Origin of the sequence: Fodinisporobacter ferrooxydans (assembly GCF_022818495.1) — a bacterium.
GTDB classification, from domain to species: Bacteria; Bacillota; Bacilli; order Tumebacillales; family MYW30-H2; genus Fodinisporobacter; species Fodinisporobacter ferrooxydans.
In genome coordinates, this window is the sequence record NZ_CP089291.1 from 680,611 (window position 1) to 698,677 (window position 18,067).

The following is an 18,067-nucleotide window of genomic DNA, read 5'->3' on the forward strand; positions in this document are numbered from 1 at the left end:
ATGTCACACCTCAATCCGGATAATCTTGCGGATTACCAGCCAGCCAAGTGTGCCGGAAACGATTGCAAAACCAATCATTGCCCAACCGATTGGGCTTGTTAGCATCGGTGTAAAATACGCCGGATTCATCATATCGATCAACCCTATGAGAACAACAGGCAAAAGTGTAATGATCCAGGCAGACATTCTGCCTTGTGCCGTTAACGTCCGCAACTCCTCCTGAATCCGCACCCGCTCCTGCAGGGTTTCCTGCATGGATTCAAGCAGTTCCGCCAAGTTTCCGCCGGTTGTTCGCTGTACAAGCAATGCTGAGACGACCAACTCCAAATCCCGGTTTGGCAATCGCTCCAGTAAATTTCGAAACGCATCTTCCACCGGTATGTTCAAGTTCATTTCTCGTAGTGTACGATTCATTTCAACTGCGATTGGATCAGGCATCTCCTGTCCAATCATTTTTAGCGATTGTAAAAAACTGAATCCCGCACGCATCGCGTTTGCCATTGTACCCAAAGCATTCGGCAACTGTAAGGAAAACTGGCGTAGACGTTTTTCTTTTCTGATCTTTACATAACGGTCAGGAAGCCAGTAGCCGACACCAAATGCCGCTAAAGAAACGACAAGCAGCCGCTGCCCGAACACATATGCCAAAAACGCAAATACTGCCCCTGCAAACAGACGGATTATAAAAAATTCTTCCGGAGTAAAAGGAATGGCTGCTTGTTCCAGCTTTTTCTCCCATCCTTGTAAAAATAATTTGCCGGCAAATTGTCGGGAAAACCGCTGCAGAAGTTTTTTCGACATCGGGACCACTTGCGTTTGCGACGATGTTTTTTCTTCCTCGGCATCAACAATGGCTGGTCTTGGCTGTATCATGCGTGCAAGTCTCTGCTTTAACCGTCTCGATTTTCGTGTAAATCGACTTCCCAACAAAGCGAAGAGGACGAGAAAGAAGGAAAACGAACCGATTATAATCAAGATCTTCGCCGTCATGCTTACCAGTCCTCTCGGAACATGTCTGGTGGAAACTCCATTCCGAACCGTTCCAAAATATCCATACAATGGGGCCGAATCCCCGTCGATACAAATTTCCCTGAAATCTTTCCTTCACTCGTCATTCCCGTTTGCCGAAACACGAATAAATCTTGCAGTACGATGGTGTCGCCCTCAAGTCCTACGATTTCCGTGATATGTGTGATTTTGCGGCTTCCATCCTTCAGTCTCGACTGTTGAATAATCAATTGAATGGCTCGACCGATTTGTTCCCGGATGGCCCGAACCGGCAGTTCCATTCCGGCCATCATCACCATCGTCTCAAGGCGGGATAAAATGTCCCGCGGCGAGTTGGCGTGTCCGGTCGCCAGCGACCCATCGTGTCCCGTATTCATCGCTTGCAGCATATCAAGAGCCTCCGCACTGCGAACTTCCCCTACGACAATCCGATCCGGGCGCATTCGCAAAGCATTTCGTACGAGATCGCGAATGGTAATGGCTCCTTTTCCTTCAATATTGGACGGGCGTGTTTCGAGAGAGACTACATGCTCTTGGGAAAGCTTCAATTCTGCCGCGTCTTCAATTGTGATAATTCTCTCATTTTGCGGAATAAAGGAAGAAAGGACGTTTAATGTGCTCGTCTTTCCCGAACCTGTGCCGCCGCTGATAAAAATATTCAGCCGCGCTTTTACACATCCTTTTAGAAATTGCGCCATCTGCTCGTTTAACGTCCCGAACCGAATCAGATCTTCAATCGCAAAGGGTGTTTGTGAAAATTTGCGAATGGTGATTGTAGGCCCGTTTAACGCCAACGGCGGTATAATTGCATTCACACGGGAACCGTCCGGCAGCCTCGCATCGACCATCGGCATACTTTCATCAATTCGTCTGCCGAGCGGAGCAACAATTCGTTCAATCACCTGCAACACATGTTCATCATCACGAAAAAATGTCTGGATGTGATGAAGCTTTCCTTTTTTTTCAACGTAGATTTGAAACGGACCGTTTACCATGACCTCCGAAATTTCAGGATCCTCCAACAGTTGGGTAATGGGTCCATAACCCACCAATTCGTTGCAAACAGTCGTCAATAAGGATTGTTTCTCTTCAAATGTCAGCCGTTCCGAATCTTGTTCAAAAAATGGTTCCGAAAGCTTCGGGATCATCGAAACAATATGATCTTCTTTTACGTTCGGATGTTTTTTTAACTCTTCGACCAAATATTTGTGGAGTCGAATTTTTATTTCTCGTTCTTTTGGTTTCTCATTTCCGGGATTCGCCTGCAATTTCCCCTCTTGTACTTGCCTTGCGTTCGTCTCTTGCTCATTCAATCGTTTTAAGAGTGACATACTCCCCACTCCCTATCTGCCAAACATTCGTTGCAGCAATGATTTCTTTTTTGCCTTCAGATTGCTTCTTTCGCGCTTATATAATCTCGCGGCTAATGTGTAGATGCTCCTTGAAACATTTGCCCGAGGGCTTGATAAAACAAAAGGAATGCCGCGATTGACAGATGGCACGACGATTTTTCCTTCACTTGGAATTCTCGCATACACAGACATTGCCAAAATCGTTTCCACAGTGTCCAGGCGTATTTCTGTCACTTCCGAATCGCGATTTAAAATCACTTTGACACGTTCTTTCAATCCCAATGATTCCACTGTTTCCAAGAAGCGTTTTGTATTTTTTAATGTCGGCAGTTCCATCGATGTGACCAACAGAATTTCATCCGCTTCATCCAACGCCGCGAGTCCTGTCTCTAACAAAGCGGACGGAAGATCAATGAGTACTACGTCATGCGTGTCTTTCAAAGTTGCAAGCGCCGTGGAGACATGTTCCCCTGTAATCACTTCAGCAAATTCCGGCCGTTGCGGTGCCGCCAAAATGTGAACACCAGACTCATGCGGCAGCAAAAATTTCCCGATTGTACCTTGCGGATCAGGCAGCCCTTCCTTTACCCAATCATAAATGGTCCGTTTGGCAACCATGTCAAAAAAATCAGCTACGTCGCCAAATTGCAAATCGAGATCGAGAATTGCCACACTTGAACCATACTTGGCAACCGCCGCAGCCGTGTTGACAGAAATCGTAGTTTTGCCGATCCCGCCCTTTGTTCCGCAAACGGCAAGTACGCGTCCTTGCTTCTTTTGCGGCAGTTCTCCCCTCTGCATACCGGACAATTTTTGCGACAGACGTTTTTCTGCTTCTTTTATTGCTTGTTCCAATTCTTCCTGCCGCAGCGGAATTGTCAAAACATCCAAAGCGCCCGCATGCATGGAACGTTTGATATTCAAATCCGCGGCAGATACGAGTAAAATAACTACAACGTCCGGGTACTGCAAAGTAAGCTCCCGGCATTGATCATATATACGTTCTTGAGAGCCTGCCAAAAATACGATTCCCCGCTCGATCCGTTCCATCTTCCCCTTTAATTCTTCATAATCAGAAACGATCCGGAACTCTCTTCCGCGTTTTCGGGCCATCTGTTGTATAGCTGCTTCTGTTTGCGCATCGTCAAGGTGTGCGATCCATTGCAAGCTCATTTGGGGATCTCCCCTTTATGCAGTTGATCCAATGTAACAATCTTGCCTGGATCAATGGAATGGTCTTCCTGACTCCGCAGCATCAACGCAACGGAACCTTTTTGCAATGCCAAGGCGAGACTCGCACCTTGACCAGGGAGGACTTCCAATGTGACCGTTTTATATGCTGCCGCCGTCGCAGCTTTAGGGTCTTTCTCTCCTTTGATCATCCCGACCGCCAGCACTTTAATATTTTGCAAAAGAATTTGCGAGGAACTATTTTCTCCTTGCGACGGCGGAATCATCGCTACCACATCCACGTAATCTCCAGGCGCCAGGAATCCCGATACACCTTGAACGTCATTTACCGCAACAGACATGGCACGTTTTCCTTGCTGAATCGCAAACGGTTTGGGGTTGTTTTTATGAATGGGAACAGTGGCCGAGGCAGCAGGAATCGCTTTTGTCTGTTTTGTTGTTTCATGTTTGTCCGTATGCAAAAACATTGCACTATATAAGGCAAATGTCGCAATACAAGCGAATGCACCGGACAAAAGCCATAAAGATCTTGTTTTCATAGCTATACACCAATGCTTCCCCACTTGGATTATTCACTGAACGAGTTTGTATCCGTATGTTCCATAGTCGCTTTGATCGGATGCAACAGAACCGATTGTTGCTCTTTGCAAAAATCTTCCTGTCACAACTGCATTTTGATTGGAAGACCCGACACTTTCGATGAAAAATGTCGCAAATCCCACAACTTTCACTTGCTTCACTTGATTTCCCGAACGATTCAGCGGTTGATAGACAGGCACCAAAACTACTAACGGGCAGCCGTTGGGATAGTCGTAATACGTAGCGCTGCCATTGTAGGGACAGGAAGCGATGCGTGATTGTATCGCATCGATCGTGGGGCCTACGATATTCCCCGTCTGTGTACCCAATACATCCCCAATGGAAATCGTACCGCTATAGCCGTTTGTCAAATCCTCACGATAATTGTTGGCACCTGGGCCGGAAAGCGCCAATGCGCCGAAATTCCCATAGCTGGAATCCCCCGTTTTTAATTCCACAGGACTGCCGTAGGATAGCGGAGTCGATGCGTTTACTCCTAAAGGTATGACATGTGTCGCTGCAGCAAGCGGATTCAGTTGTACAGCTGCCGTACTTTGGATGGGCGTGTCGGAAAATCCCAATGCGTGTGCAAATGTCAACGTCTCATTGACCGCAGCTGTTATTTTCATATACGTGTTTTGCGTATTGAAGGAAATCGTTACTTGATCTGCCGTTATCTGATTTGCTTGCATCGTTTGCATGGCATCCTGCTTTGCCTGATCCGGATACAAAGGCAGATCTTGTGCGCCTGCAAGAACAGCCGCATCCAATGCTTTTTGCAGTTTCGACTGTTCAAGGAATAACCGTCCACCATCGATGACAAGTGCGGCAAACCCTAAAAGTGCTGTCATCATCAAAGCCACAATGATAATGACAGTGCCCTCTTCCTTGCGGCTCCATCTCCGGCGGCCCGATCTCCACTTGAAAATTGCACCGGGATGTTGGCAACGGCACACACACTTGCGCAGCAACCGGCAGACATTGTACCTGCATCTCCTTGTTTCCCGTCTCATCGTTACTCAACCCGCATGACAGTTTTTGTTGTAATGGGGAAGGGGTTTGCAAGGATACTGGCCATAATCGGCGTAAGAATAGGAATCGAAGAATTCAGTGTGACCGTTACATACGAACCGCTGACTCGTTGCGATTGATCAGGCGTAATCGCTATCGATACAGTTGAATCTGTCAGCGTGTCGGTGTTTGCTTGCACCACTTGGTCAATCTCTGTATCCGTATCCCCCAAACTCGCCGCCCGTGCAGCCTCACGCCCTGCATGATCCATCACCAAATACGCATAAAAAACCCGGCCAAAGTCCACCATGCCGAATAATAGGAATATCAAAACCGTTAAGCTTAACGCCAGTTCGACTGTCGCTTGTCCACTTTGGGATCTCATAGGAACCACCTGTGTAAAATTCTCTTTGTTTCCTGTTACACTCCATGTATCCTGCCAATCATATATGCTGCACTGACTCCGATGACGATCGGCAGCGCATAGGGAAATTTTGAATCAATCGGCTTCTGGTCGAGCAATTGAAACGAATCTTTTGCCACGGAAAACAGCCCGACAGCGAGCGCCATGCGGCCGATGAACGGTTTCCATTGGCCTTTTGCAATCAACAGAATACAAGCTATGACACCGCCTGCAATACAAATATAAAGAAAAGCAGAAAAGGTAAACGCCGCCCCCTTTAATGCGCCTATGGCCCCCAGCAGTTTTACATCGCCGGCTCCCATGCCGTTCATGAGAAATGGAATAAGAAGAAGCCCAATTCCCAATACAAGTCCTTCTCCACTATACAAAAAGCCGCTCCATCCGTTTCGGAATGCCTCAACGATCAATCCCGCCAGCATGACAGGATATGTGACGACATTGAAGATTTTTCTGAAGCGCAAGTCAGTTGCCAATGAAATCAGCGACACAATTCCGACGATCCAATCCTCCACCATACGATCCAAACCCGCTTTCCCTTTCGGACAAGAACCTGAATCAATATTTTCTTCACGGCACATTTCATTCGTATTAGAAATCAGCCCCGCTTTACCAAGAAAGTCGGGGCTGATTTTTGCGTGTGCCGCATATTTCAGGCATGTCTGTTCCACATAAGGAGCATCTTTATAAGGATGCTCAAAAAGTATGCCTGAATTGTCTTTATTGTCCGGAACTGCTTCCGCTGCTGCCATTCAAATTGGAAACAATGTTTTGGAAAATCGAATTTAGTTTTCCTCCCATCGTCCCGAGTATGGCGACAACGGCAATTGCGATCAAACCAAGAATTAATCCGTACTCTGTCAAACCTTGACCCTCTTCAGCGACAACCAAATTGCGCATTTTGCGAATCATTTCGATCTGCCTCCTGTACCGATGTTTCAAACAACCGATCTTCCGTTTGAAATCACCTAGAAAGCAAAAAAGCTATTCCGAAGAGCAGCATCAGAATAGCAAGCGAAAATCCAATGATGTCCGTGCATATCTTCGGCAACTGGCTGGCATATAGACATTGTCCACTTAGCCCCTATAGTTTTGCGCCCCTATATTTCTAAAGGTTTGCCTTTTCGGTTGTTTGTTGCTATTATTATACCATGGCATAAAAGATTTTCCACTATTTTTTCAATAATACGAGGGAAAATGATAACTTTCCAAAAAAATTCACAGACAATTCAAATTTCTTATAAACTTGTAGTCAGCCGCACCTTTTTGTCCCGTTTGCGAGGGCTGATGTTCCGACGGTCGTTCATAAATGAGGCCATGCTGCTTTCCCCATGCAACTCCATCCACACGTTTTTTATGTTGTTTCCCATTGATGTCCTGTTTTTGGATCGTTCCATGCGAATCGTTCACTTGTGCGAATCTTTACAGCCGTGGCGCATCATTCTGCCAGTCCCATCCGCCTATACAACATTGGAGCTGCCGGCAGGGACAATTCAAAAATACCGATTGACGCGTAACGCCCTGCTAGAATTCCAATACTGAAAATGATGGAAAAGAGACTGTGCGCTGAATGTCGAACCGGATGTCTTGCCATTGTCCCCGGAGGAATTTTAAACGGCTGCTTTCCTGATCATGTAACAGTTTGAAAAGGAATTCTTCCCTGAGTCTATAGGCTCATCGTCAAGTCCGATTCCCAAAATACTTTCTTTTCTCCGTTTTGCAACTGAACGGTATATGTCCAGCCAAATCGGAATCCGTAATCCGCATTTTTGACAATGCCTTTTTGCCCTGCATGGCTCCCATTTTTCACTCTTACATTTTCGCCGATAAAAAAACGATTTTTCACGGTAAGCGCCTCCCATCGATTCCAATGTTGTATGTGTCGAATGTTCTCTTGTTGATATGCTTTATATAACAGATTTAACTGTTCTATAATAGTTGATTATATCAAAAATATACAAATTTGGTTAGAAAATTACGTTTTTGTTTAAAATATTTTGTAATTTTCATCATTCCTTAAACAAAGAAAAAACATTTCGTACAACTACGAAATGTTTTACCATTTTACTTGATTCCATATGCAAATAGATCTACTTGCGCAATCCTTGCTCACATCGGGAAACGGACATTTCTTGCCTATTCGGGTCTTGTCTATTCAGGCAAGATCATTTCATGGTTTTCTCCACCCGGCGGCACCATGGGATATACATTCTCTTCTTCCGCCACATCAAACTCCATCAGTACCGGACCATCGATCGACATGGCTGTCTGAATGATTGCTTTTGCCTGCTCATAGGAATGTGCCCGCAATCCTGTGATGCCATAGGACTTGGCAAGCGTCACAAAATCCGGAGAGGATATTTTTACAGATGAATACCGGTTTTCAAAAAACAACTCTTGCCACTGCCGCACCATTCCCAAATACCCGTTGTTCAAAATTGCAATCTTGATCGGCAGTTGATGATCGACGACTGTCATGAGTTCTTGCAGATTCATTTGAAAACTGCCATCCCCGCTGATACAAATCACTTGGCGATTCGGTGCGGCAAATGCGGCGCCAATCGCTGCCGGCAATCCGTAGCCCATTGTGCCAAGGCCGGCGGATGTGAGCAAGGATCGCGGCTCTGCAAATGCATAATTATGAATCGTCCAAATTTGATGCTGGCCAACATCCGTAACGACAATTCCATTCCCTTCCGTTGCCGCATCCAGCAGTTGAATCACCGATTGGGGTTTGAGCTGGCTATTCGAACGGTCAAATCGCGGAACTTTTTTTTGCCAATGTGTCGTCAGTTCGACCCACTCATCCGTATCGACATGCAATGGGTACTTTTGCAATGCGAGCAGAACATCCTGAATATCTGCCGTAATCGGCAAATCGATTTTGATATTTTTGTTTAACTCTGACGCATCGACGTCTACATGAATTTTGTACGATTCCGGTGAGAAGGATTTTGCTTTGCCCATCACCCGGTCACTAAAACGAACGCCCAAAGCAATAAGAAGATCGGCTTGATGCACCGCTTTATTTGCTGCAAACGTACCATGCATTCCCAACATGCCGAGGAAAAGGGGATGGCGAGTGGGAAATGCGCCAATTCCCATCATTGTCGATACGACCGGGATCTGCGTTTGCTCCACTAACTGCCGAAATATTTCGCTTGCATTCGCCCCGATCACGCCACCGCCAATTAAAAACACCGGTTTTCTGGCATGCTGGATGCGCGCTGCCATTCGTTCAACCATTCGCTGCGACACAGGCGGTTTCCCGCGGTATCCGCGAATTTTGACTTGCTCCGGAATCTCTGCATCAGTCTGCGCCGTCATGATATTCTTCGGAATATCGATTAATACAGGCCCTTTTCGTCCGCTATTTGCGATATAAAACGCTTCTTTTACAACTGTCGCCAATTCGTTTACATCATTGATCAAATAATTGTGTTTTGTAATCGGCATGGTAATTCCATAAATGTCTACTTCCTGAAAACTGTCCCGTCCAATCATATTCTCCGGCACTTGTCCGGTAATAATAACCAACGGTACGGAATCCATATACGCATTGGCAATCCCTGTTACCGTATTTGTTGCTCCCGGTCCCGAAGTCACCAACACAACTCCCGTTTTACCCGTTACTCTTGCAAATCCGTCTGCCGCATGAACGGCCGCTTGTTCATGGCGCGTCAAAATATGACGGATTTGCGGATAATGATATAGCGCATCATAAATGGGTAAAACAGCTCCGCCTGGATATCCGAACAATGTTTCGACCTGTTCATCAAGCAAACAGTCAAGTAAAATTTCCGCACCTGAACGCAATTTGGTTGCTTGCTGTTGTTCCGCCAGCATGGCTCTTCTCACCCACCCTTTTCAAAGGAAGTCCAAAAATATTCTTCAAAAATATATCCGATTTTATATCCGATTTTTGAACCAATCCCTTCTATAAAATCGTCTCACCCTTTCCTAACTTATTGATTATTCTATACCTTGGCACACACCTTGTTGTGAGAATGATCACAAAATTCTTGTCAATTCTATGAATTTTCATTCTCTTCCACCATACATAGACTCCTTTTCTTTCAAAACGGTCCCTGCGTCATCTCCGATATTGTCCTTCCCATGATGTCTTTCAATGATGTCTTACCATGCATGGTATCTTTCCATGAAGGCTTCCCTTGGTTTCCTGTAAATCTTGCTGCGATTTCACAACAGGCGAATCGATAAGATACCCAGAATGGTAATGGTGCTGGCAGCGATTTTCCCCCATGTAATCTTTTCCTGAAATATGAATCTGGCGAGAAAAATTGCAAACAATGGAGATGTATACGAGAGAGCGACTACAAGTGTTCCATTGGCCAGGCGCAATGCCGTAAACAAACACAACCATTGTCCGATCACAGACAAGGAACGCAACGACAGGTGTGCCATTTGCCGCGGAAACCAAAGCTTCGGCCGATACAAGAGAAAAATAACGAGCGCGATCCCGCTCGCCCGAAACATGTACATTGTCGGAGGATTGATATCATGCAACAGCAGTTGTTGGGTTGGAACCATACTGACACCGTAGACCATCGCAGTTGCCAAGCCCAATAGATTCCCCGGATTCTTCAACTCTATGAGTGGTGTCAACGGATTTTTCCCTTTTATATTTAACAAATAGATGCCGCAAACAATAATGACGACCGAAATGAGGATATGAAGATCAAAACCAACAAAAAAACTGTCCACTACATAGGTAAATAACGGTGTTAAGGCAGAATAAGCGGCCAATATCGATACTTCAATTCTCTCCATTGTCTTGAAAAAGAGAACATTGGCAGTCGTATCTAAAGCAATCACGAGAATCAGCAACAGCAAAGAATGGAGCGTCACGTGAAAGGAATATTCCCACGGCATGGATACGCCCAACAGCACCGCGACAATGGCAAATGTGATGACCATAAAGCTGTTGTTATCCCGAATGTCGAGAATAATTTTTTTCGCATAAATGGCATTGACCGCATTCAATAATGAACTGATCAAAGACAGTACGAACATTCCAATCCCCACTTTCTAAAGAAAACAATTTATTGTACAAAAAAAATTAGTATTCACGTATGGCGATCTGTGAATACTAAGCTTCGTCTATGGTTCGCATATAGCAAATGCGTTTCCATCTATACTTCCAAGACATTCAATCCTGCATTCCAAGACATTCAATCCCGCTGTCCCGCGTTGACACAGGAATCTATTTAAGCGTTTTTCAGCAATTGATCGGAACTTGACATGCGCTGGTTTTTGGTGATCAGACTCACAACGACTAACACAACCACATTGACAATCATTGCCACAATCCCAATATTCAAATCTTTTATTTGTTGCGGGAACGTTGGGAATAGTTTCCCTATGGACGTATTTGCGATCGTCGTATAGGCAACGGTGAGTACACCTGCCAGGATTCCGCAAATCGCCCCTTGTTTGGTTACAAAATTTTGTTTTGACAAGCTGCATACCATGGCCGGAAATAACTGTGTCACCAAGCTATATCCCATCAATAACAACATGACGATTGCCTGACCGCCTTGGAACGTAAAGTACAATGCAACCAATGCAACGACTGGAACCAATGATTTTGCCAATTTGGACACTTGCGCATCTGTCGCTGTCGGCACCAGCGCCTGATAGATATTTTTTGCGATCAATGTAGATGCGGCCATCAACAGCATCGAACCAGGGACAAGGGCCGTCAGGATCCCCGCTGCGCCGATCACACCGACAAACCACGGATCAAATGTTTGTTTGGACAATTTCAGTAAAGAAAGGTCGCCGGCTGCTCCCTGCAGTCCAGGCACTTTCAGCACAGCGGCAAATCCTACAAAAAACACGAACAATAGAATCAATTGATAGAGCGGCAGAATCATTGCATTTTTCCGAAATACTTTATGATTTTGCGCCGAATAGATGGAACCGAATGTATGCGGCCACATGTAAAATCCGAGTGCTGTCAACAACACGGTTGAAACAAACCAGGATGGACTGAGTCCTTTATTTGGCAGCACCAGGAACCCGGGTTTTGCTTTGTCGATGGCCTCAAACATCGGTTGATAGCCACCATAGTAATGAATCGGAATATAGATTCCCATAAAGACGACGACACCAAGAATCATGATATCTTTTAAAACGGCTGTCCAGGCAGAACCATGTATCCCGGAAATCGATACATAAATGGTGACAGCGATCACGCCGATCCATATCGCTGCATTCGGTGAAATCGTGCCATAGGAAGCTTCCGATACGATTGATCCCAATCCTTTTAATTGCAGGACCAGATACGGAATCATGGCGATTACGCCGACAATCGCGACCAAAATTCCCAACGCTTTGCTTTGATATTTACTGGCAAAAAAATCTGACTGCGACATCAATTTCTTCTCTTTGGCATATTTCCAGATAGCCGGCAAAAGCCAGTAGGAAAGAATATACGCCAAACAGCCATAGGAGAGAATATAGAACGTCGGACCGCCTTTGCCATACGCCCAACCACTGCCGCCGAGAAACGTAAATGTTGTATAGATTTCCCCGGCCATCAGCAGGAATACAAAAATTGTCCCAAAACCGCGCCCGCCGACTGACCACTGCTCCAGGTTCATGTCCTTTCCTCTGCGTGCCCGAACGCCGAGGAACAAGGAAATCAAAAGAAACAAGAAGATAATGACAAGTGCAATGTTCATGAAACTTCCTCCTTCTTATTAGTCGGATCCAGCTTGTAAATGATCCCCATGACGACAGAAGTCAAAACGACCCATAGCACGATATAAAACAATAAGAAAGGAAGTCCGAACACATACGGCTTGACCGTGTTGACGAAAGGAACACCGACCAAGATTCCGATAAACGGAAGCAATGCAAGAATATACTTTAATTTCATCTTGATCCCCCTGCCTTTTATTTAAAAATTACAAAAATATGAAGTGTTTTGATAATTCCTGATAAAGCGGAGACAACTCTCCGCTCGATTCCGCTGTATGACTCGAATACATGTGGCGTTTTTCCGCTTGCAGCACAGTTTCCGGCGCATCCTCATCAGCGTTTCCTTATGGTCAGTTATCGGATAAAAACTTGAATGTACTAGCGACGAACATTTTCACGCCTTTTTCCAGCGCATCCTCATCAATCGTAAAGCGCGGATGGTGATGCGGATAGACGATTCCTTTGTCCGCATTGCCTGCTCCTACATAGAAATAGGCCCCCGGCGCTTTTTGCTGAAACGCTGAAAAATCTTCGCCGCCCATATTCGGTTTCATCAAATCAAGAGCTTCTTCCCCAAACACTTCCCGCACGGTTGCCTCTATGACTCGAGTTACCTGTTCGTCATTGACGACAGGGCGATACCCAAACTCATATTTGAACACATACTCAGCTCCATGTGCTTCTGTAAGGCCTTTGATCACCCGTTCCATCAACACCGGAACCGACTCTCGCAATTTCGCATCGAAGCTGCGAACGGTGCCGCACATCTCGACAGAATCCGGAATGACGTTATGTGCAGACCCGCCATTAAATTGCGTGACAGAAACAACGATATTATCCAAAGGATCTGTATTGCGGGCGACGATATGCTGCAAATTCGTGACGACTTGTGCGCCGATTGCAATGCTGTCGATCGTCTGATGGGGCAATGCCGCATGGCCGCCTTTGCCGTTTATCGTGATCCAGAACGTATCGGGAGACGCCATCATCGCACCGTAGCAAACGCCGATTTTGCCAATCTCCATCGGCGCCCAGAGGTGTGTGCCGATCACGATATCCACGCCTTCCATGACACCAGCCTGCACCATTTCTTCCGCACCGCCGGGACATAACTCCTCTGCATGTTGAAACAAAAAGCGAACTTCTCCCTGAATGTCATCTTTCAGTGCAGATAAAACTTTAGCCGTCCCCAGCAACATGGCCGTATGCCCATCATGTCCACATGCATGCATGACACCCGGATTCTGTGAAACAAATGCAAACGTATTGTCTTCCTCGATCGGCAGTGCGTCCATATCGGCGCGAATCGCCAACACTTTCCCCGGCTGTTTTCCGATTAAGCGAGCCATTACGCTGGTCTGCGTCGGACGCGACAACTCCAGATTGCCAAAGGAAGAAAGGGTATCGTACACAAATTGCGCCGTTTTTTCTTCATGGAACGATAATTCCGGATTTTGATGCAAATAGCGGCGCCATTGAATCACTTGTTCCTTGACCGAATCAACCAATTGATTCATCTGATCCCGATTTGGTTGGGTTTGTTGCATGTCTATCCCCTCTTTCTTGCATTCTATGTTTCTCTCATCCTGCTTCTCTTATCCTGCTTTTCTTACACTTCTTCTCTCATACGATTTCTATCATCCGTCGTATTTTGCCAGATGTAAAACGGTATGATACAGAACATCGACACCTGCAGCGCAATCCTCTTTGCTGGTCCATTCTGCCGGATTATGACTGATCCCGTCTTTGGAGCGGGCAAAAATCATGCCAACCGGACATAGATCCTTCAATTGCATACCGTCGTGGCCTGCACCGCTGGACAAAGTCGTCGTCGCAAGTCCAAGTGTTGCACAAGCGTCACGAATGGCGGATTGCACCATATCCGAGCAGTGAACCGGAGGAACCCGCTGCAGCTCGGCAATCTGCAACCCGATGCCCCGCTCGTTGCAGATCGCTTCTGCCTGCTCGCGAATCGCTTGTTCCACCTGATTTCGCACAGATTCATTCACATCCCGCAAATCAAGGGTAAACTCCACTTCCCCTGGTATGATGTTGATTCCTCCGGGAAACAACTGCAACTGGCCAACCGTACCGACCGTACTTCCCGTCCTGCCGGCTTCTGTTTCAATGGCCTGGAACAGTTGCGCCGCTGCAGCCAGCGCATCCCGGCGCAGATTCATGGGCGTCGTACCTGCATGTCCCGCTTCGCCAGCGAGTTTGAATTTCAGCCAAAGCGGGCCTGCAATGCCGCTGACAACGCCGACAGACAACCCTGTATTCTCCAATATTTTCCCCTGTTCAATATGCAGTTCGACATATGCTTTTACAGAATCTTTCGACCGCGCCGCCTGACCGATGGCCCCTGGATCGAATCCGTTCTCCCGCATGGCTTCTGCAATTGTCGCGCCTTGTTTATCCTGTGCCTGCAAATGCTCTTGCCGCAATGTTCCCGCAAGTCCACGACTGCCAATCATGCCAAAACTGAAACGGGCGCCTTCTTCGTCCGTAAATGCAATCACTTCAATGGGATGATCTGTGACGATCTCACGGTCCCGCATCGTTTGCAAAACCTCAATGCCGCCAAGGACACCCAGCGGTCCGTCAAAATTGCCGCCATTATAGACAGAATCGATATGGGATCCGATCAAAAGGACGGGCGCATCCGGGATCTTGCCTTGTTTGCGGCCGATCAAATTGCCAACCGCATCTTCATACACATGAAGACCCACCTCTTGCATAAACGATCCGACCAAATCTTTTGCCTTTCTTTCTTCTCTGCTGAAGGATAATCTCGTAATTCCGCCAGACTCCAGCTTTCCGATCTCGGCTAACTGATGTATCCGCTGCCACAGACGTTCCTGATCAATCACATCTTCCCCCCCTTTTTTTTGCTATTGCTGCTCTTATTTTCGGTTGATTTTAGGGTATGTCCTTAATATACCTTAAAACATACGTTTTGAGTAGATATATTTTTTAGAAAATTTATTCACGGGCAATTATTCTGATTTTTTATCAAAATTCAATTGATATACCTTGCGCGGCCGCCCTCTCGGATGCGGACGTTCTTCGGCTACCAGGCGAACCAAACCATGCTTTTCCAGCTCCATCAAAATTCTGCGGGCGCTGCGCGGCTGAATTTGCATGTATTGTGCGAGTTCATGTGCAGTGATGTCCGAATGTCCGATTTTCTTTGCTATGGAAAGCAATTTGCTGAGTGTGGCGGTGCTTAATGATGTTTCCTTGCCGATCGCTTCCAAATTTTTATCCACAGTGGAAAATTCGATCTGCCAGGTTTCCCCAAGGGGACCTACTATTGTTTTATTCTCATGAAAAATAAACCATGAACCTTTTCCAAATTCTTTTGCCTGCAATAGCGCCTTGCCAGCGTGAATTTCCGCTTGGTATGCCGTATTGCCAATTCCGATCCCGCACGTAATATCCTCGTATTTCAATGGTTGTATATCTTCCAGAATCGGTTTCTCCGTGAAATCATTCGTCATTTCCCGCAGCAATCCGCGGGTTGTAAATATGACATAACGCCCAGGCCCTGCCATTTTTAATGACCCATGTATACTTTTGCTATATTGCAGGAGTTTTTCCGTTACTTTCATCTCCATTTTATAAATTTCATCCGTTGAAAAACTGTCTTTCGCCATGCCAAAGAACGAGTCCACCAAAATCATTTGAACGGCAATTTGCGAGTCTTTAAACCGCAACATTTCTCGTGTACGAAACATGAGATGCAGCGTTGCTTCTACAGCAGCCCTTGTCGGCAATACACGATACACAGGCACCCCCAACTGCTCCAAAGCGATATGTGCTGTCCGCAGGCATGTAACGGCAGCTTTGGTTTTGCCGGACTGCCAAAGCTCATAGTGATAGCTTGCCAATACATCTGCCGCAATCTCTCCTTCATAATGCTTTAAGTAGAGGGGCGATGAGAGATCCAATTGGGCTTCTTGAATAATTCTCTCGATCTCAATGGGGCGGAAAGTATCAAAACTCATTTGATCCATTCGCAATCCCTGCTCGTGTGCAATATGCAGCAAAATCTTGTACAGACTGGATCCGGTCGATGGAACATAAAACACCGGAACTTTTATTCCCCCCCATTTTTTCGCAATGGTATATGGAACTTGTCCTGAGAACAACCACATATCCACTTGATCCAAATGCGGCCGCAAACGGTCAACAACCGTATCCTCCGTATCATAAATAATCGGGATATAGGATATTTCTTTGTAATCTTCCAGGATGCTCCGGATCACTGCAACAGAATCATCGGCTCCAAACACACCAATGTGCATGCAATCATCCCTTCTTTCCTACATATTCTTCCCGGCTAAGCGATACATCACATTCGCAAATAATGCAACAGCAGTCTGTAGCGATTCTTCCTGAAAATCAAAGGAAAAATTATGGTGTCCTGCCGCCAATTCCGTGCCGATCAATAGATACGTAGCCTTGCCGCCCTGCTTTTGCACTGCTTCCATAAGATAGGTAGCATCTTCGGAAGCCCGGAAAGGCAGTGTTGGCACAACTTTCAAATCGGAATCCCAGTGGCTGGCAACAGCGGAAACCAAATCAATCAATTCCTGATCACACGTTGCAGATATCCCTTGTCCAACAATGTGAATATGTTCCTGAACCTGATACATTTGGGCGGCAGATCGAATGATACGAATCGCTTCATCTGTCATAAACTGATTGATTTCATTCGTTTCCCCGCGTGTTTCGAGCTGCAATCGGGCAAATGCCGGAACGATGTTTCGTCCTTCACCCGCTTCCAGAATCCCTACGTTGATCCGGGATATCCCCTCGCCATGGCGAGGGATCCCATGCAGTTGCAATGCGATTGTAGCAGCAGCCAGCAATGCGCTTCTTCCTTCATGTGGCGCCAATGCAGCATGTGCAGGTACCCCTTCCAATTCTACATCAATTTTTGTCGAAGCCAAAAATTCCGTTACGCCACAGGCAATTTGCCTGTTGTTTCGCGCAGTCACTCCTAAATGGCACGCAAAAAAATAATCCACGCCATCCACGACGCTAGCTTCCACCATCGCCTTTGCGCCACGACACCCTTCTTCCGCCGGTTGAAAAATCAGTTTGAACGTCCCCGTTAAAGAATCTCTGAGTTTCATTAATACCATTGCCAATCCAAGGCCGATCGCAGTATGTCCGTCATGACCGCAGGCGTGCATGGAACCTTCATACTCGGAACGAAATCCCTGCACCGCAGGAATATGGCCGGCATGTTCCGCCTCTCGTACTTGCAATGCATCCATATCAAAACGAAATGCAATCGTCGGACCTGGTCGACCCGTATCGTATGTACCCACCACACCGGTAAGACCGTTCCCCATTTGCTCCAAACGTGCTTCACTTACTCCATTTTCACGAGCATGCTTTCTTGCCGCATCCAGTATTTTTTCTTCCGGAACTCCCATGCGCGCTGCAGGCGCAATCACTTCCGCACCCATTTGTACATGCATTCCAAGTTCCTCTAAAATATCTGCCACTTTTGCCGTTGTTTGATATTCTGTCCAGCCGATTTCCGGGTGCCGATGAATCTCTCTTCTCCAATTGACGATCTGTTGTTGTACTGCTTCAACTTCCTTTGCAATGATTTCTCGCATGTCTCCTTCTCCTTCCAGATCTACGTGCCGCTCTTATTCAGGATACCTGAATGTATCCTGCTAGAAAATCACCAATTCCATCTCACCGTTTTTTTGCTATAGTTTGATATAGTAAATATTATGGCATTCGAAATAATTGTTTG

The 18,067-nt window shown here is 46.3% G+C and carries 18 protein-coding genes and 1 riboswitch; of the genes, 1 reads left to right on the forward strand and 17 read right to left on the reverse strand.

Annotation, left to right across the window (positions count from 1 at the left end; genetic code table 11):
* Positions 1-3: 3 nt before the first annotated feature.
* The 8 genes from LSG31_RS03330 to LSG31_RS03365 are packed head-to-tail and all read right to left on the reverse strand — an operon-like array spanning position 4 to position 6,474.
* Positions 4-990 carry a type II secretion system F family protein gene (locus LSG31_RS03330; protein WP_347437990.1) on the reverse strand — a complete coding sequence of 329 codons (987 nt, stop codon included), beginning with the start codon at positions 988-990 and terminating at the stop codon, positions 4-6.
* A 2-nt stretch (positions 991-992) separates the two neighbouring features.
* On the reverse strand, positions 993-2,339 hold the full coding sequence (locus LSG31_RS03335) for a TadA family conjugal transfer-associated ATPase (protein ID WP_347437991.1): 1,347 nt from the start codon (positions 2,337-2,339) through the stop codon (positions 993-995).
* Positions 2,340-2,351: 12 nt separating this feature from the next.
* Complete coding sequence (locus tag LSG31_RS03340; RefSeq protein ID WP_347437992.1) at positions 2,352-3,533, reverse strand: CpaE/TadZ family protein; 1,182 nt, start codon at positions 3,531-3,533, stop codon at positions 2,352-2,354.
* Positions 3,530-4,090: a Flp pilus assembly protein CpaB gene (cpaB, locus tag LSG31_RS03345; protein ID WP_347437993.1), complete on the reverse strand. Its 561-nt coding sequence runs from the start codon at positions 4,088-4,090 to the stop codon at positions 3,530-3,532. The genes LSG31_RS03340 and cpaB overlap by 4 nt, the downstream gene beginning before the upstream one ends.
* A gap of 33 nt (positions 4,091-4,123) precedes the next feature.
* Positions 4,124-5,143 (reverse strand): Tad domain-containing protein, encoded by a 1,020-nt coding sequence (locus tag LSG31_RS03350; RefSeq protein ID WP_347437994.1) that lies wholly within the window; start codon positions 5,141-5,143, stop codon positions 4,124-4,126.
* A 2-nt stretch (positions 5,144-5,145) separates the two neighbouring features.
* Positions 5,146-5,526: a TadE/TadG family type IV pilus assembly protein gene (locus LSG31_RS03355; protein ID WP_347437995.1), complete on the reverse strand. Its 381-nt coding sequence runs from the start codon at positions 5,524-5,526 to the stop codon at positions 5,146-5,148.
* Positions 5,527-5,561: 35 nt separating this feature from the next.
* Entirely contained in the window at positions 5,562-6,233 is a 672-nt protein-coding gene (locus tag LSG31_RS03360) for an A24 family peptidase (RefSeq protein ID WP_347437996.1), read from the reverse strand.
* A gap of 49 nt (positions 6,234-6,282) precedes the next feature.
* Entirely contained in the window at positions 6,283-6,474 is a 192-nt protein-coding gene (locus LSG31_RS03365; RefSeq protein ID WP_347437997.1) for a Flp family type IVb pilin, read from the reverse strand.
* A gap of 131 nt (positions 6,475-6,605) precedes the next feature.
* Positions 6,606-6,693, reverse strand: a riboswitch (cyclic di-GMP riboswitch).
* 66 nt (positions 6,694-6,759) lie between these two features.
* On the opposite strand from LSG31_RS03365, the gene LSG31_RS03370 reads away from it, so the two are divergent.
* Complete coding sequence (locus tag LSG31_RS03370; protein WP_347437998.1) at positions 6,760-7,104, forward strand: DUF192 domain-containing protein; 345 nt, start codon at positions 6,760-6,762, stop codon at positions 7,102-7,104.
* A 124-nt stretch (positions 7,105-7,228) separates the two neighbouring features.
* On the opposite strand, the gene LSG31_RS03375 is transcribed toward LSG31_RS03370, so the two are convergent.
* The 9 genes from LSG31_RS03375 to LSG31_RS03415 form a co-directional block, all read right to left on the reverse strand.
* A complete protein-coding gene (locus LSG31_RS03375; RefSeq protein ID WP_347437999.1) occupies positions 7,229-7,408 on the reverse strand; it encodes a KOW motif-containing protein in 180 nt (59 codons plus the stop codon).
* Positions 7,409-7,713: 305 nt separating this feature from the next.
* On the reverse strand, positions 7,714-9,408 hold the full coding sequence (ilvB, locus tag LSG31_RS03380) for a biosynthetic-type acetolactate synthase large subunit (RefSeq protein WP_347438000.1): 1,695 nt from the start codon (positions 9,406-9,408) through the stop codon (positions 7,714-7,716).
* Between the two features lie 354 nt (positions 9,409-9,762).
* Positions 9,763-10,596, reverse strand: a complete 834-nt coding sequence (locus LSG31_RS03385; protein ID WP_347438001.1) for a DMT family transporter — start codon at positions 10,594-10,596, stop codon at positions 9,763-9,765.
* A 194-nt stretch (positions 10,597-10,790) separates the two neighbouring features.
* On the reverse strand, positions 10,791-12,269 hold the full coding sequence (locus tag LSG31_RS03390) for a sodium:solute symporter family protein (protein WP_347438002.1): 1,479 nt from the start codon (positions 12,267-12,269) through the stop codon (positions 10,791-10,793).
* The gene (locus LSG31_RS03395) at positions 12,266-12,466 is read right to left on the reverse strand and encodes a DUF3311 domain-containing protein (RefSeq protein WP_347438003.1); all 201 of its coding nucleotides are present in this window, start codon (positions 12,464-12,466) and stop codon (positions 12,266-12,268) included. Before LSG31_RS03395 ends, LSG31_RS03390 begins: the two co-directional genes overlap by 4 nt.
* A gap of 172 nt (positions 12,467-12,638) precedes the next feature.
* Positions 12,639-13,835 carry a M20 family metallopeptidase gene (locus LSG31_RS03400; protein WP_347438004.1) on the reverse strand — a complete coding sequence of 399 codons (1,197 nt, stop codon included), beginning with the start codon at positions 13,833-13,835 and terminating at the stop codon, positions 12,639-12,641.
* 90 nt (positions 13,836-13,925) lie between these two features.
* Positions 13,926-15,158, reverse strand: coding sequence for a Zn-dependent hydrolase (locus tag LSG31_RS03405; protein ID WP_347438005.1), 1,233 nt, complete (start codon positions 15,156-15,158; stop codon positions 13,926-13,928).
* 126 nt (positions 15,159-15,284) lie between these two features.
* Complete coding sequence (locus LSG31_RS03410; protein WP_347438006.1) at positions 15,285-16,595, reverse strand: helix-turn-helix domain-containing protein; 1,311 nt, start codon at positions 16,593-16,595, stop codon at positions 15,285-15,287.
* Positions 16,596-16,613: 18 nt separating this feature from the next.
* Entirely contained in the window at positions 16,614-17,924 is a 1,311-nt protein-coding gene (locus LSG31_RS03415) for an amidohydrolase (RefSeq protein ID WP_347438007.1), read from the reverse strand.
* Positions 17,925-18,067 lie beyond the last annotated feature (143 nt).

Excerpts from the sequence above, each read along its gene's own strand:
- LSG31_RS03330 (WP_347437990.1), bottom strand. The coding sequence starts at position 990 with ATGACGGCGAAGATCTTGATTATAATCGGTTCGTTTTCCTTCTTTCTC.
- LSG31_RS03335 (WP_347437991.1), bottom strand. The coding sequence starts at position 2,339 with ATGTCACTCTTAAAACGATTGAATGAGCAAGAGACGAACGCAAGGCAA.
- LSG31_RS03340 (WP_347437992.1), bottom strand. The coding sequence starts at position 3,533 with ATGAGCTTGCAATGGATCGCACACCTTGACGATGCGCAAACAGAAGCA.
- cpaB (WP_347437993.1), bottom strand. The coding sequence starts at position 4,090 with ATGAAAACAAGATCTTTATGGCTTTTGTCCGGTGCATTCGCTTGTATT.
- LSG31_RS03350 (WP_347437994.1), bottom strand. The coding sequence starts at position 5,143 with ATGAGACGGGAAACAAGGAGATGCAGGTACAATGTCTGCCGGTTGCTG.
- LSG31_RS03355 (WP_347437995.1), bottom strand. The coding sequence starts at position 5,526 with ATGAGATCCCAAAGTGGACAAGCGACAGTCGAACTGGCGTTAAGCTTA.
- LSG31_RS03365 (WP_347437997.1), bottom strand. The coding sequence starts at position 6,474 with ATGATTCGCAAAATGCGCAATTTGGTTGTCGCTGAAGAGGGTCAAGGT.
- LSG31_RS03370 (WP_347437998.1), top strand. The coding sequence starts at position 6,760 with ATGATAACTTTCCAAAAAAATTCACAGACAATTCAAATTTCTTATAAA.
- ilvB (WP_347438000.1), bottom strand. The coding sequence starts at position 9,408 with ATGCTGGCGGAACAACAGCAAGCAACCAAATTGCGTTCAGGTGCGGAA.
- LSG31_RS03385 (WP_347438001.1), bottom strand. The coding sequence starts at position 10,596 with ATGTTCGTACTGTCTTTGATCAGTTCATTATTGAATGCGGTCAATGCC.
- LSG31_RS03390 (WP_347438002.1), bottom strand. The coding sequence starts at position 12,269 with ATGAACATTGCACTTGTCATTATCTTCTTGTTTCTTTTGATTTCCTTG.
- LSG31_RS03395 (WP_347438003.1), bottom strand. The coding sequence starts at position 12,466 with ATGAAATTAAAGTATATTCTTGCATTGCTTCCGTTTATCGGAATCTTG.
- LSG31_RS03400 (WP_347438004.1), bottom strand. The coding sequence starts at position 13,835 with ATGCAACAAACCCAACCAAATCGGGATCAGATGAATCAATTGGTTGAT.
- LSG31_RS03410 (WP_347438006.1), bottom strand. The coding sequence starts at position 16,595 with ATGCACATTGGTGTGTTTGGAGCCGATGATTCTGTTGCAGTGATCCGG.
- LSG31_RS03415 (WP_347438007.1), bottom strand. The coding sequence starts at position 17,924 with ATGCGAGAAATCATTGCAAAGGAAGTTGAAGCAGTACAACAACAGATC.